The sequence below is a fragment of the Brenneria salicis ATCC 15712 = DSM 30166 genome (genome assembly GCF_003315515.1).
GTDB lineage: Bacteria > Pseudomonadota > Gammaproteobacteria > Enterobacterales > Enterobacteriaceae > Brenneria > Brenneria salicis.
This window is the reverse complement of record NZ_QNRY01000002.1, coordinates 99,519-112,873: the sequence shown is the minus strand read 5'-3', so window position 1 is coordinate 112,873 and position 13,355 is coordinate 99,519. Positions and strand designations below refer to the sequence as shown.

The window sequence follows — 13,355 nt, the reverse complement described above, 5'->3', positions numbered from 1 at the left end:
TATTTGGTTGAAAAATTTAGAAATTATAACCTATGACCAGGTAGTAGCCCCAGCCAGTCGATTTCACTTCAAACGGATCTTGGCCGAAATTGAGTTCGGTTCCGTCCGCCCACTGTCCGCCGTTATGGAAATAACGGGCGACCACAGAGTAGTGCCAGTTATCATAACCCAGGGCCAGAATATGGCTGGAAGCGATTGAGTTGCTGGTGCGGGAGCGGCCATCTTTATTGCGCAGGTCTGATCCAAAGTCAAAGTTAGTGAAACTGATGTAGGTCATATTACCCCCCCACAAACTGCCTAACGGGTAAGAATATTTAACTTTAACGCGGTAGCCATCCCACTCGTTTTCGTTGCCGGCATCGTAGTTCTGCCATTGATATTTGGCATAGCCGTTCAGAGAGAGCGAGAGATCGGTGCCGGTATCAATATCGGTACCGATGCCCATGTACCAGGTGCTTTGACGTGCGTCGCTATTGCGGCCCTGGTCATAGATAATGTTGTTGGCGATATACCACTCTTTAAATGGGCCGAAACTGAGGTCGGTTCCTGTTAGCTTATCGATGGAAAAGCGTGGTTCTATTTCGACGAATAACGGCGAGCCTTTGTCCCAAACGCCCCGGCTGTCTGTATTGCCACCGAAAAATTTGGGTATATCCACATAACCGTAAAAATCGAACCAATCTTTACAGGCAAACGCCTCATATTCCAGATAGGTGGTGTTATTTAATTGCGGCCCAAAGCGGGTGTGGTAGCTGCTCACCACATTGACACTCTGGTGCCACCAGTCGGAAAGGTATCCTGGTTTATTGGTGTCGGCCACCGTTGGCCCACTGTAGGATAAAGCGATTAAAGCACCAGCGGTGAGCGTTTTTTTCATGTCGGTTAACCTATGTTTAGCGGAACGCTGCGGCATTGAGTGTTGTGAAATAAGTTTTTGTAATATCTAAAGAAACAGGAGAGGATTCCCGCGATTATTTTAAATAAAAATTGATGCTATGCACGGAATCTAGTTCATATATTCACCATATTGCGATGGTGTTGTGATCTGCATCACAAATATGGCTCTGTAAATTTCTGAACAACGGAATTGACCGTGATGGTTATCTCAATGGTTTTTTATCTTTTAATTGATGGGAAATATCGAAAAACGGGCGGCGAAATAGTAAAACCTTTTGTATCCAAATGGTTAGGTATGATGTCGGGAAACATGGTACGCTGTTGGCAACGGCATTTTTGTTAAACGCAGATCCCACTTACCGCACCTTATTCCGCCCGGCAAACGACATAATGCGAGGTTAGCGCCGATGCTTTTGGAAAATGGCTGGTTATCTCAAATAAAACATATACCTTCACCTCATTTTGATTGTCGCCCGCAGGCGGAAGCGCCTTCCTTGCTGGTGATTCATAATATCAGTCTGCCGCCGGGCGAATTCGGCGGACCTTATATTGATCAGTTATTTACTGCTACGCTCGATCCGTGCGCTCATCCTTATTTTGCTGATATCGCCCATTTGCGTGTGTCGGCGCACTGTCTGATCCGTCGGGATGGGGAGGTGATTCAGTATGTTTCTTTTGACCAGCGGGCGTGGCATTCGGGGGTTTCCTGTTATGCAGGCCGTGAGCGGTGTAACGATTTTTCAATCGGTATCGAACTGGAAGGAACGGATACGCTACCTTTTACTACTGAGCAATATCACCAGTTGGCGGCGATAACCCGGCTACTCGTCAGCGCTTACCCGATAACACCGTCCAGGATCACCGGCCACAGCCATATCGCTCCGGGGCGTAAAACCGATCCAGGCCCCGCTTTTGATTGGGATTACTACCATCGCCTGATTCAGGAAGGCAGGAAAGAGAACGAGGGAGTATAGAACGATGACGCTGTTTACATTGTTGCTGGTTTTGGCGTGGGAGCGTCTGTTCAAACAGGGCGAACATTGGCAGATTGATCACCGCCTTGAAGTGGTGTTTCGCCGTTTGCCTTCGCCTTCGTTATTTCAGACTCTGTTACTGACACTTTGCTGTATGGCGAGCGTGGCGGTATTGCTATGGCTGGTAAACGGTGTGCTATTTGGTGTTGTTCTACTATTGCTGTGGACTGTCATCAGCATGATATGTATCGGGGCGGGTGAGGTTCGCCAACATTATCGCCGTTATCTTCAGTCGGCGCAGCGCGGTGAAAAAGATGCCAGCCAGCAATTGGCGACAGAGTTGGCTTTAATCCACGGATTGCCGCTAGGAACGGGGGAGACGGAACGTCTGAAGGAGTTACAGAACGCGTTGTTATGGATTAACTTCCGCTTCTATCTGGCGCCGCTGTTCTGGTTTACGGTGGCCGGGCCTTATGGCCCGGCCACGTTGGCGGGTTATGCTTTTTTACGCGCCAGACAAACCTGGTTGGCGCGTCATCATACGCCGTTGGCGCGTGCGCAGTCCGGCGTCGATGCGTTGTTGCACTGGCTTGACTGGATCCCGGTACGTTTGGCAGGCGCGGCGTATGCGTTGTTAGGCCACGGTGAGAAAGCTTTGCCTGCCTGGTTTTCCTCACTGTGCGATACCCGCAATTCGCAATATTGGGTGTTAACGCAACTGGCGCAGTTCGCTCTGGCGCGTGAGCCGCATATTGATCCGGTGGCAACACCGAAGGCGGCTGTGGCGCTATCGAAGAAAGTAACACTGGTACTGGTGGTTGTGGTGGCGCTATTGACGATTTATGGCGCGTTGGTTTAAATCAGGCAAGCGGTGTACAACATGAAAAATGGCCGAAATTATCGGCCATTTGTTTATTTTGCAGGTGAAATCTTAACGGCCTGCCTTCTTCTGCTTAAAGATGTAGCCGATACCCAAAATAATCAACCAGACCGGAATCAACAGCACTGAAATCTGGATGCCGGGCATCAGATACATGATGACCAGTATGCCGGCCAGGAACACCAGGCAGAGATAGTTGCCCAGCGGATAAAGTAAGGCTTTAAACCTGGTGGCGGTGCCTTCTCTGTCTTTTTGCGCCCGGAATTTCAGGTGCGCCAGACTGATCATCGCCCAGTTAATCACCAATGCAGAAACCACCAGCGCCATCAGTAATTCAAAAGCCTTGCCGGGGAGCAGGTAGTTGATCACGACGCACAGTGCGGTCGCCAGCGCCGATACGCCGATCGCCACGACAGGCACGCCGCGTCCATCAACCGTTTGCAATACTTTGGGGCCATTGCCTTGTTTCGCCAGACCATACAACATGCGGCTATTGCAATAAACGCAACTGTTATAAACCGATAACGCTGCGGTCAGCACCACGATGTTCAGTACGGTCGCCACCACATTGCTGTTGAGTTCGTGGAAGATCATGACAAACGGACTACCGCCTTCGACCACTTTACCCCAGGGATAAAGCGACAGCAGGATGGTCAGTGAGCCGATATAAAAGATCAGAATACGGTAGATGACCTGATTGGTGGCGCGCGGAATGCTTTTTTCCGGGTTATCGGCTTCCGCCGCGGTGATCCCGACCAGTTCCAGTCCGCCAAATGAGAACATGATGACGGCCATCGCCATGACCAGCCCGTCGATGCCGTTCGGGAAAAATCCGCCCTGCGCCCACAGGTTGGTTACCGTTGCTTCCGGGCCGCCAGAACCGCTAATCAGCAACCAACCACCAAAAACGATCATGCCGATAATGGCCGCGATTTTGATGATGGCGAACCAGAATTCTATTTCGCCGTAAACTTTGACGTTCGCCAGGTTGATCGCGTTAATGAGCAAGAAGAAAACGGCGGCGGAGACCCAGGTCGGGATATCCGGCCACCAGTATTGTACATAGATGCCGACGGCGCTCAGTTCCGCCATGGCGACCAGCACGTACAGCACCCAGTAGTTCCAGCCGGAGGCAAAACCGGCAACAGGCTCTTCCACCACCATTTCGCCAAGTTGACGCATAATAAGAAAAGCAATAAAGCCGCCGATCGCATAACCCAATAGTACCGATGGCCCAGCCATTTTGATTGTTTGCGCGATACCGAGAAAAAGCCCGGTCCCCACCGCGCCGCCCAAAGCTATCAACTGGATATGACGATTTTTCAAGCCGCGCTTTAGCGTCCCGTCTTGTTGTTGGTCATCCATCAAATTTAATCCTCTGCCATGACAAGCAAAACACGGATGCGGTAGCAAGACGTGTTTTGCTTTACGTTTGTGTAATTTTATTTTTACCGTGAAATGCCGGCTAATGTCCTGCGGTATCTACCCTTTGTCAGAGAATAGTGATATGCACGCCAAATTGCACTGATTTCTTTACGTATCAATAGATAAAAATCATCGCCATCAAGCTGGCGCACGTCCGAATTGCTGCTCACGATATTGCGAATATTTTAAAAACGTCATCATCGTTATTCTCTTTTTACCAGCGAGGCGAGGATCGCCGGTAAAAGGAACAATGGGAAAATTTTTTATCACAAAAAATGGAATAATAATTCATAATAAATGAATTTATATTCAATTATATTCAAGGTTTAACGGTTCAGCAATGACTACCTTGCGTTTCAAAAAAGTTAAAATATTAATCAGGGGGATCAAGGGGAGTATTACAGGTGGATCGTCACGTTGCCTTATATTGCTGGTGCGTTTGTTAAAATCTGAGGGGATTGGTGATTTCGCTCCACATCCTTATGGACAGAAGGTGAATACTTTGTTACTTTAGCGTCATGTTTTTGAAATTGGTATTACCAATTGACTCCGCGCCATTCGCAGAGAAGAATTCACCATGGCATACAGCAAGATCCGTCAGCCTAAGCTGTCAGATGTGATTGAGCAGCAACTGGAATTTCTGATCCTTGAGGGAACCTTGCGCCCCGGCGAAAAACTCCCCCCGGAGCGCGAACTGGCGAAACAGTTCGATGTCTCCCGCCCTTCTCTGAGAGAAGCCATTCAACGCCTGGAAGTCAAAGGGTTACTTTTGCGCCGTCAGGGTGGCGGTACTTTCGTTCAAACCAATCTTTGGCAAAGCGTCAGCGATCCGCTGGCGGAACTACTGAGCACACATCCCGAATCACAATTCGATCTGTTGGAAACCCGTCACGCTTTGGAAGGCATTGCCGCCTATTACGCTGCGTTACGTGGTACGGAATCGGATCTTCAACGCATCCGGGATTGCCACGCCGTCATTCAGCAGGCCAGAGAGTCAGGAGATTTGAACGCGGAATCGGAAGCGGTGATGCAGTATCAGGTCGCTGTTACAGAGGCTTCGCATAATGTGGTGTTGCTGCACTTGCTGCGTTGCATGGGGCCGTTGCTGGAACAGAACGTAAGACAGAATTTTGAATTGCTCTATCTAAGCCGTGAAGTGCTGGCGCAGGTAAGCATTCATCGCGCTGGAATTTTTGAGGCGATAGTTGCCCGCGAACCAGAAAAGGCTCGTGAAGCATCACATCGCCATCTGGCGTTTATTGAGGAGATATTGCTGGATCTTAACCGGGAACATAGTCGGCGTGAGCGATCGCTGCGTCGACTCCAGCAACGCAAGGATTGAGCGTCCTGTTTCAGGGCTCTGAATGCGGTAACTATGACGATGGGCCTGTCTTCATGTGCTTTACTTATAACTGAATAAGTCAGAGCACAAGAAGACAGGCTCCAATAAACCAACTTATTAGAGAAGATAAGGAACAACCATGTCAGATCGTTTAAATAATGACGTGGATCCGATCGAAACCCGCGACTGGCTGCAGGCGATCGAATCGGTCATCCGTGAAGAGGGTGTTGAGCGCGCTCAGTATCTGATTGATCAGGTGCTGAGTGAAGCACGTAAAGGTGGTGTGAGCGTTGCTGCCGGCAGTGCCGCACGTCTATACGTCAATACCATCGCAGTGGAAGACGAGCCGGAATATCCAGGTGATCTGGATCTGGAAAGACGTATTCGCTCAGCGATTCGCTGGAACGCGGTCATGACGGTTCTGCGTGCGTCGAAAAAAGATCTGGACCTGGGCGGCCACATGGCGTCTTTCCAGTCTTCAGCAACGTTCTATGAAGTGTGCTTCAACCACTTCTTCCGTGCGCGTAATGCACAGGACGGCGGCGATCTGGTTTACTTCCAGGGTCACATTTCTCCCGGCGTTTATGCCCGCGCTTTCCTTGAAGGCCGTCTGACTGAAGAGCAGATGAACAACTTCCGTCAGGAAGTGCATGGCAAAGGCCTGTCTTCTTACCCGCATCCGAAACTGATGCCGGAATTCTGGCAGTTCCCGACCGTTTCCATGGGATTGGGGCCGATCGGCGCCATTTATCAGGCTAAGTTCCTGAAATATCTGGAGCATCGTGGTCTGAAGGATACGTCTAAACAAACCGTTTACGCTTTCCTGGGCGACGGTGAAATGGACGAACCGGAATCCAAGGGGGCTATTACCATCGCCACCCGTGAAAAACTGGATAATCTGGTGTTCGTGATCAACTGTAACTTGCAACGTCTGGATGGCCCGGTTACCGGTAATGGTAAAATCATTAACGAACTGGAAGGCATTTTCGGCGGCGCTGGCTGGGAAGTGATCAAGGTGATCTGGGGCGGACGTTGGGACGAACTGCTGCGTAAAGACACCAGCGGTAAACTGATCCAACTGATGAACGAAACCGTCGATGGCGACTACCAGACCTTCAAATCCAAAAACGGCGCTTACGTTCGCGAGCACTTCTTCGGTAAATATCCGGAAACGGCGGCCCTGGTCAAAGACTGGACCGACGATCAGATTTGGGCATTGAACCGTGGTGGTCATGATCCGAAGAAAGTCTTTGCCGCACTGAAAAAAGCGCAGGAAACCAAAGACAAACCGGTGGTGATCCTGGCGCATACCATCAAAGGTTATGGTATGGGTGACGCCGCTGAAGGCAAAAACATCGCTCACCAGGTTAAGAAAATCAACATGGATGGCGTGCGTTACTTCCGCGATCGTTTCAATGTGCCGGTCAGCGATGAAAACATCGAAAAACTGCCGTACATCACTTTCGATAAAGACTCGGCGGAATACAAATACCTGCACGAGCGTCGTCAGGCGTTGGAAGGTTACCTGCCAAGCCGTCAGCCGAACTTCAGTGAAAAACTGGAACTGCCGACGTTGGAAGATTTCAACACCCTGCTGGAAGAGCAGAACAAAGAGATCTCCACCACTATCGCGTTTGTGCGCGCCCTGAACGTGATGCTGAAGAACCAATCGATCAAAGATCGTCTGGTGCCGATCATCGCCGATGAAGCGCGTACCTTTGGTATGGAAGGTCTGTTCCGTCAGATTGGTATTTACAGCCCGAACGGTCAGCAATACACCCCGCAAGACCGTGAGCAGGTTGCTTACTACAAAGAAGACAAAAAAGGTCAGATCCTGCAAGAAGGGATCAACGAATTGGGCGCCGGTTCATCCTGGCTGGCGGCGACGACGTCTTACAGCACCAATGATCTGCCGATGATCCCGTTCTACATTTACTACTCCATGTTCGGCTTCCAACGTATCGGCGACCTGTGCTGGGCGGCAGGCGACCAACAGGCGCGCGGCTTCCTGATCGGCGGTACGTCCGGTCGTACTACGCTGAACGGCGAAGGTTTGCAGCACGAAGATGGTCACAGCCATATCCAGTCTCTGACTATCCCGAACTGCATTTCCTACGATCCGGCCTATGCTTATGAAGTCGCTGTCATTATGCATGACGGTTTGCATCGTATGTATGGCGAAGCGCAGGAAAACATTTACTACTACATCACCACGCTGAACGAAAACTACCACATGCCGGCGATGCCGCAAGAGGCGGAAGAGGGTATCCGTAAGGGTATTTACAAGCTGGAAACGGTTGAAGGCGGCAAAGGTAAAGTGCAGTTGCTGGGCTCCGGCTCCATCTTGCGTCACGTGCGTGAAGCGGCGCAGATCCTGGCGAAAGACTACGGCATCGGTTCTGATGTGTTTAGCGTTACCTCCTTCACTGAACTGGCGCGCGATGGTCAGGATTGTGAACGCTGGAACATGCTGCACCCGACCGAAGAACCACGCGTACCTTATGTGGCTCAGGTTTTGAGCGATGCGCCAGCGGTAGCGTCAACCGACTACATGAAGCTGTTTGCCGAGCAAATCCGTAACTTTATCCCGGCCAGCGATTATCGTGTTCTGGGTACTGACGGTTTCGGTCGTTCCGACAGCCGTGAGAATTTGCGTCATCACTTCGAAGTGGATGCGTCTTACGTTGTGGTTGCGGCATTGGGTGAACTGGCTAAACGCGGTGAAATTGATAAGAAAGTGGTTGCCGACGCCATCACTAAATTCGAAATCGATGCAGATAAAGTCAACCCGCGTCTGGCATAAGAGGTAAAGATTACATGGCTATCGAAATCAACGTACCGGACATCGGTGCAGATGAAGTTGAAGTCACCGAAGTGATGGTGAAGGTGGGCGATAAAGTCGAAGCTGAACAGTCGCTGATAACCGTAGAGGGCGACAAGGCTTCTATGGAAGTGCCTTCGCCGCAGGCCGGTGTGGTTAAAGAGATCAAAGTGGCTGTCGGCGACAAAGTGGAAACCGGCAAACTTATCATGATTTTCGATTCCGCCGACGGCGCAGCCGATGCTGCGCCCGCCAAAGCGGAAGAGAAGCAGGAAGACGCCAAACCAGCCGCTGCCGCCAACGCCAGCAAAGAAGTTGACGTGCCGGATATCGGCGCGGATGAAGTTGAAGTCACCGAAGTGCTGGTCAAAGTCGGCGACAGCGTTGAAGCCGAGCAATCCCTGATTACCGTAGAAGGTGATAAAGCGTCCATGGAAGTGCCTGCGCCATTTGCCGGCACGGTTAAAGAAATCAAAATCAGCACCGGCGATAAAGTGAAAACTGGTTCGCTGATTATGGTCTTTGACGTAGCGGGCGCGGGTGGTTCAACGCCGGCTAAAGAAGAAAGCAATACGGAAGCGGCGCCAGCCGCCGCCAGCGGCGCAGCGGCGGCGAAAGACGTCAATGTGCCGGATATCGGCGGTGACGAAGTTGAAGTCACGGAAGTGATGGTTAAAGTGGGCGATAAAATCGCCGCTGAACAATCACTGATTACCGTTGAAGGCGACAAGGCTTCCATGGAAGTCCCGGCGCCCTTCGCCGGTACGGTGAAAGAAATCAAGATCAGCACCGGCGACAAAGTTAAAACCGGTTCGCTGATTATGGTCTTCGAAGTTGAAGGCGCGGCGCCTGCCGCTGCTCCGGCTCCGGCGGCCAGGCAGGAATCTGCACCGGCCAAGAAAGAAGAAACCGCCGTCGCGCCTGCGGCGAAAGCGGAAAGCAAGGGCGAGTTTGCCGAGAATGATGCCTATGTGCACGCGACGCCGGTTATCCGTCGTCTGGCGCGTGAATTTGGCGTGAATCTGGCAAAAGTGAAGGGAACCGGGCATAAAGGCCGCATCCTGCGCGAAGACGTTCAGGCTTACGTGAAAGACGCGGTGAAACGTGCGGAGTCCGCGCCGGCGGCTAGCGGTGGCGGTCTGCCGGGCATGTTGCCTTGGCCGAAAGTGGACTTCAGCAAGTTCGGTGAAGTTGAAGAAGTCGAACTGGGCCGCATCCAGAAAATTTCCGGCGCCAACCTGAGCCGTAACTGGGTAATGATCCCGCACGTTACGCACTTCGACAAAACGGATATCACCGATCTGGAAGCGTTCCGTAAACAGCAGAATCTGGAAGCGGAGAAGAAAAAACTGGATGTGAAGATCACCCCGGTTGTTTTCATCATGAAAGCCGTTGCTTATGCGTTGGAGCAGATGCCGCGTTTCAACAGTTCGCTGTCGGAAGACGCTCAGAAACTGACGTTGAAGAAATACATCAATATCGGCGTGGCGGTGGATACCCCGAATGGTCTGGTGGTTCCCGTGTTCAAAGACGTGAACAAGAAAGGCATCATCGAGCTTTCACTTGAACTGATGACGATCTCCAAGAAAGCCCGTGACGGTAAGTTGACGGCCGGCGAAATGCAAGGCGGATGCTTCACCATTTCCAGCATCGGCGGCCTGGGTACGACGTATTTCGCGCCGATTGTCAATGCGCCGGAAGTGGCTATCCTGGGTGTGTCCAAGTCCGCGATGGAACCCGTGTGGAACGGTAAAGAGTTTACGCCGCGTCTGATGATGCCGATATCTCTGTCCTTCGACCACCGTGTCATTGACGGTGCTGATGGTGCGCGCTTTATTACCATCATCAACAACATGTTGTCTGACATTCGCCGTCTGGTGATGTAATCGAAAAGCCGGCCTGACGGTCGGCTTTTTTCTGGTAAGCTGTCGTTAGTTACAGCTATCCGTGATTAAGGACAAATCGTTAGTCGCTTATTGTTTCAAAAATGTTAACGGTTTTGTAAACTACGGCGACAAAGACACGTCCCGGTGGAAGAGGGCGTTGAGGCTCAATAACAATGACGTCACAGACCCGCCGGAAATTAATTAAGAGGTCATGATGAGTACTGAAATTAAAGCTCAGGTAGTGGTACTTGGTGCCGGCCCTGCCGGGTATTCCGCGGCATTCCGCTGCGCGGACTTAGGCCTGGAAACCGTACTGGTGGAGCGCTACGCCACGCTGGGTGGTGTTTGTCTGAACGTTGGCTGTATCCCTTCCAAAGCATTACTGCACGTCGCCAAAGTCATTGAAGAAGCCAAAGCGCTGGCTGAGCATGGCATCGTATTCGGCGAGCCGAAAACCGATATTGACAAGATCCGGCTGTGGAAAGAGAAAGTCATCAACCAATTGACCGGTGGTCTGGCTGGTATGGCCAAAGGCCGTAAAGTCAAAGTGGTGAACGGTCTGGGTAAATTCACCGGCGCCAACACGCTGGAAGTTGAGGGTGAAAACGGTAAAACCATCATCAACTTTGATAACGCGATTATCGCGGCAGGTTCCCGTCCGATCCAACTGCCATTTATTCCGCACGAAGATCCCCGCGTATGGGATTCCACCGATGCGCTGGAAATAAAAACGGTTCCCGAACGTTTGCTGATCATGGGTGGCGGTATTATCGGTCTGGAAATGGGAACCGTGTATCATGCGCTGGGTTCTCAGATCGACGTGGTGGAAATGTTCGATCAGGTGATCCCGGCAGCCGATAAAGATATCGTTAAAGTCTTCACCAAGCGTATCAGCAAGCAGTTTACGCTGATGCTGGAAACCAAGGTGACGGCGGTGGAAGCCAAAGAAGACGGCATCTACGTGACGATGGAAGGCAAAAAAGCGCCGGCTGAACCGCAGCGTTACGATGCGGTGCTGGTGGCCATCGGTCGCGTACCGAACGGTAAAAATCTGGATGCGGGTAAAGCGAGCGTGGAAGTGGACGATCGCGGCTTCATCCACGTTGATAAGCAAATGCGCACCAACGTGCCGCACATCTATGCGATTGGCGACATTGTCGGTCAGCCGATGCTGGCGCACAAAGGCGTGCATGAAGGTCATGTCGCGGCTGAAGTTGTCGCGGGTAAGAAACATTACTTCGATCCGAAAGTCATTCCTTCTATTGCTTATACCGAACCGGAAGTCGCATGGGTGGGTTTGACCGAGAAAGAAGCGAAAGAGAAAGGCATCAGCTATGAGACGGCGATCTTCCCCTGGGCGGCGTCCGGTCGTGCTATCGCATCCGACTGTGCGGATGGTATGACCAAACTGATTTTCGACAAAGAAACGCACCGTGTTATCGGTGGCGCGATTGTCGGCACCAACGGCGGCGAACTGTTGGGTGAAATCGGTTTGGCGATCGAGATGGGTTGTGATGCGGAAGATATCGCGCTGACCATCCATGCTCACCCGACGCTACATGAATCCGTGGGGCTGGCTGCTGAGATTTTTGAAGGCAGCATTACCGACCTGCCGAACCCGAAAGCGAAGAAGAAATAATTTCGCCTTCAATTAGCGGTTAATCATTCCTGATCCGGCATCTCACGATGCCGGATTTTTTTTGTAAAAATGGGAACAGCCGATGATGTTGGTCAATCAGGCTGAATCGCTAATCAGTAATCCAAGCAGATAGCGCAAATCGCCGGAGGTGCTTAATGCGCAGCGCGCCAGGATCTGGTTGCTGTCCAGATGCGGCAGTGCGCTGATGTTCTGTGCCAGCTTCGCGTCAAGATCGGTGGGTTTGGCCGCCGTTTCCTGACGTGTGACCCGACGGGTGAGCATTGAACCGTTGTGCAGGTACAAGGTGACTTCATGGAAACGGGCTTCAGGATCCCGTTCGTCCGGCGGTGCGGTGTCGTCCGCTAATCGGGTGACTTTGTCGGCCAGCGCCAGAATAACGGGATCAACCGGCCCTTCGGCAAAACGCGTCAGCTTGAGTTCACCTTCCAGCAGCGCCGCGGCAATCACATATTCCAGGCTGAAACGCGCCTCTACGCCGGTTGCGGCACGACGGATAAACGGCGCAATGTCGCCGCCCGGTGGGAAGGATACGGTAATACGCGCCACGCTATCGGTAAGTGAAACATTGGCGTTATATTGCGCATGCCACTGCTCTCTTAGCGCGAAAGCCGCTTCCGCCGCACTGTGTGTTCCGCCGCAGGTCGGGTAGCGTTTGAATTCCAGACCGGGCGCCACGATGCGCCACGGCGCTCCCCAGGACTCGGTCAGTAGCTGTGGTTGCTGTAGCTGATCGCCATGCGCGGCCAGAAAAGCCTCGATAACCTGGCCGGAATTGCCATTGAAACCCGCCAACGCAAGCATGGCCGCCGTTACGCCGGCTCTGGCCGCCAGCCCCGCATGAAGCGGTTTTACCGCCGAACCAAACTGTGCGCGTAAGCCCGCCGCCTGCGTCGCCGCCAGACCAAGGATATTTTCGGTCTGTTCAACGCTGGCGCCAAGCAGCCGCGCCGCCGCCGCCGCCGCCGCAATCGCGCCTAATGTGGCGGTATTGTGATAGCCGAGACTGTAATGACGCGGTCCGCAAGCCAGACCGATTCTGCCTGCGACTTCCACGCCGATCACATAGGCGGTCAAAAAGGCCTCTTCGGTGATGTGGCGGTTTTCCGCTGCCAGAGCAAACAGTGCCGGCAGGATCACCGTACTGGGGTGACCGCGAAACGCCGGATGGTAGTCATCAAAGTCCAGCGCATGACCGACATATCCCAGGATCACACTGTTTGTCTGGCTATCCGTACCGTTGAAAACCTGCTTTAACGGGATCAAACCGCTGTCGGCAATCGCGCCCTGAGTAATCGGCAAGGCTGTAGCAATAAAATCGGTTACACCACGGCGCGCGGCATCGATTGCCGCCGGGCTGGGTAAACTGCGGGCAATGAACCGGGCGAGCGTTGAGGTTAAATCAGTTTGGTTAGTCATCAGCAGCAGGGAAGTCAGCAACAAAGAGATCTTAATCTACTGTGCCTGGTTGAT

9 protein-coding genes are annotated in these 13,355 nt (G+C 52.2%); 6 read left to right on the top strand and 3 right to left on the bottom strand.

The window, feature by feature from the left end; all coding sequences use genetic code 11:
• Nucleotides 1-16: 16 nt before the first annotated feature.
• Nucleotides 17-877, bottom strand: a complete 861-nt coding sequence (locus tag DES54_RS02045) for a nucleoside-specific channel-forming protein Tsx (protein WP_113864959.1) — start codon at nucleotides 875-877, stop codon at nucleotides 17-19.
• A gap of 427 nt (nucleotides 878-1,304) precedes the next feature.
• On the opposite strand from DES54_RS02045, the gene ampD reads away from it, so the two are divergent.
• Both ampD and ampE read left to right on the top strand, forming a co-directional pair.
• Nucleotides 1,305-1,871: a 1,6-anhydro-N-acetylmuramyl-L-alanine amidase AmpD gene (gene ampD, locus DES54_RS02040; protein ID WP_113864958.1), complete on the top strand. Its 567-nt coding sequence runs from the start codon at nucleotides 1,305-1,307 to the stop codon at nucleotides 1,869-1,871.
• A 4-nt stretch (nucleotides 1,872-1,875) separates the two neighbouring features.
• A complete protein-coding gene (gene ampE / locus DES54_RS02035; RefSeq protein WP_113864957.1) occupies nucleotides 1,876-2,730 on the top strand; it encodes a beta-lactamase regulator AmpE in 855 nt (284 codons plus the stop codon).
• A gap of 72 nt (nucleotides 2,731-2,802) precedes the next feature.
• Here ampE and DES54_RS02030 read toward each other — a convergent pair whose 3' ends face one another.
• Nucleotides 2,803-4,116: an amino acid permease gene (locus DES54_RS02030; RefSeq protein ID WP_113864956.1), complete on the bottom strand. Its 1,314-nt coding sequence runs from the start codon at nucleotides 4,114-4,116 to the stop codon at nucleotides 2,803-2,805.
• Between the two features lie 637 nt (nucleotides 4,117-4,753).
• Between DES54_RS02030 and pdhR the strand changes: the two genes are divergently transcribed.
• From pdhR to lpdA, 4 genes are all read left to right on the top strand, one after another.
• Nucleotides 4,754-5,518 (top strand): pyruvate dehydrogenase complex transcriptional repressor PdhR, encoded by a 765-nt coding sequence (gene pdhR / locus DES54_RS02025; protein ID WP_113864955.1) that lies wholly within the window; start codon nucleotides 4,754-4,756, stop codon nucleotides 5,516-5,518.
• Nucleotides 5,519-5,657: 139 nt separating this feature from the next.
• Nucleotides 5,658-8,321, top strand: a complete 2,664-nt coding sequence (aceE, locus tag DES54_RS02020) for a pyruvate dehydrogenase (acetyl-transferring), homodimeric type (protein ID WP_113864954.1) — start codon at nucleotides 5,658-5,660, stop codon at nucleotides 8,319-8,321.
• A 14-nt stretch (nucleotides 8,322-8,335) separates the two neighbouring features.
• Nucleotides 8,336-10,225, top strand: a complete 1,890-nt coding sequence (gene aceF / locus DES54_RS02015) for a pyruvate dehydrogenase complex dihydrolipoyllysine-residue acetyltransferase (RefSeq protein ID WP_113864953.1) — start codon at nucleotides 8,336-8,338, stop codon at nucleotides 10,223-10,225.
• Between the two features lie 214 nt (nucleotides 10,226-10,439).
• The gene (gene lpdA / locus DES54_RS02010) at nucleotides 10,440-11,864 is read left to right on the top strand and encodes a dihydrolipoyl dehydrogenase (protein WP_113865010.1); all 1,425 of its coding nucleotides are present in this window, start codon (nucleotides 10,440-10,442) and stop codon (nucleotides 11,862-11,864) included.
• Nucleotides 11,865-11,960: 96 nt separating this feature from the next.
• Here lpdA and DES54_RS02005 read toward each other — a convergent pair whose 3' ends face one another.
• Nucleotides 11,961-13,301, bottom strand: coding sequence for an MmgE/PrpD family protein (locus DES54_RS02005; protein WP_113865009.1), 1,341 nt, complete (start codon nucleotides 13,299-13,301; stop codon nucleotides 11,961-11,963).
• Between the last annotated feature and the right edge of the window lie 54 nt (nucleotides 13,302-13,355).

What these genes read in the sequence shown, in the direction of transcription:
- DES54_RS02045 (WP_113864959.1), bottom strand. Translation starts at nt 877, where the DNA reads ATGAAAAAAACGCTCACCGCTGGTGCTTTAATCGCTTTATCCTACAGT.
- ampD (WP_113864958.1), top strand. Translation starts at nt 1,305, where the DNA reads ATGCTTTTGGAAAATGGCTGGTTATCTCAAATAAAACATATACCTTCA.
- ampE (WP_113864957.1), top strand. Translation starts at nt 1,876, where the DNA reads ATGACGCTGTTTACATTGTTGCTGGTTTTGGCGTGGGAGCGTCTGTTC.
- DES54_RS02030 (WP_113864956.1), bottom strand. Translation starts at nt 4,116, where the DNA reads ATGGATGACCAACAACAAGACGGGACGCTAAAGCGCGGCTTGAAAAAT.
- pdhR (WP_113864955.1), top strand. Translation starts at nt 4,754, where the DNA reads ATGGCATACAGCAAGATCCGTCAGCCTAAGCTGTCAGATGTGATTGAG.
- aceE (WP_113864954.1), top strand. Translation starts at nt 5,658, where the DNA reads ATGTCAGATCGTTTAAATAATGACGTGGATCCGATCGAAACCCGCGAC.
- aceF (WP_113864953.1), top strand. Translation starts at nt 8,336, where the DNA reads ATGGCTATCGAAATCAACGTACCGGACATCGGTGCAGATGAAGTTGAA.
- lpdA (WP_113865010.1), top strand. Translation starts at nt 10,440, where the DNA reads ATGAGTACTGAAATTAAAGCTCAGGTAGTGGTACTTGGTGCCGGCCCT.
- DES54_RS02005 (WP_113865009.1), bottom strand. Translation starts at nt 13,301, where the DNA reads ATGACTAACCAAACTGATTTAACCTCAACGCTCGCCCGGTTCATTGCC.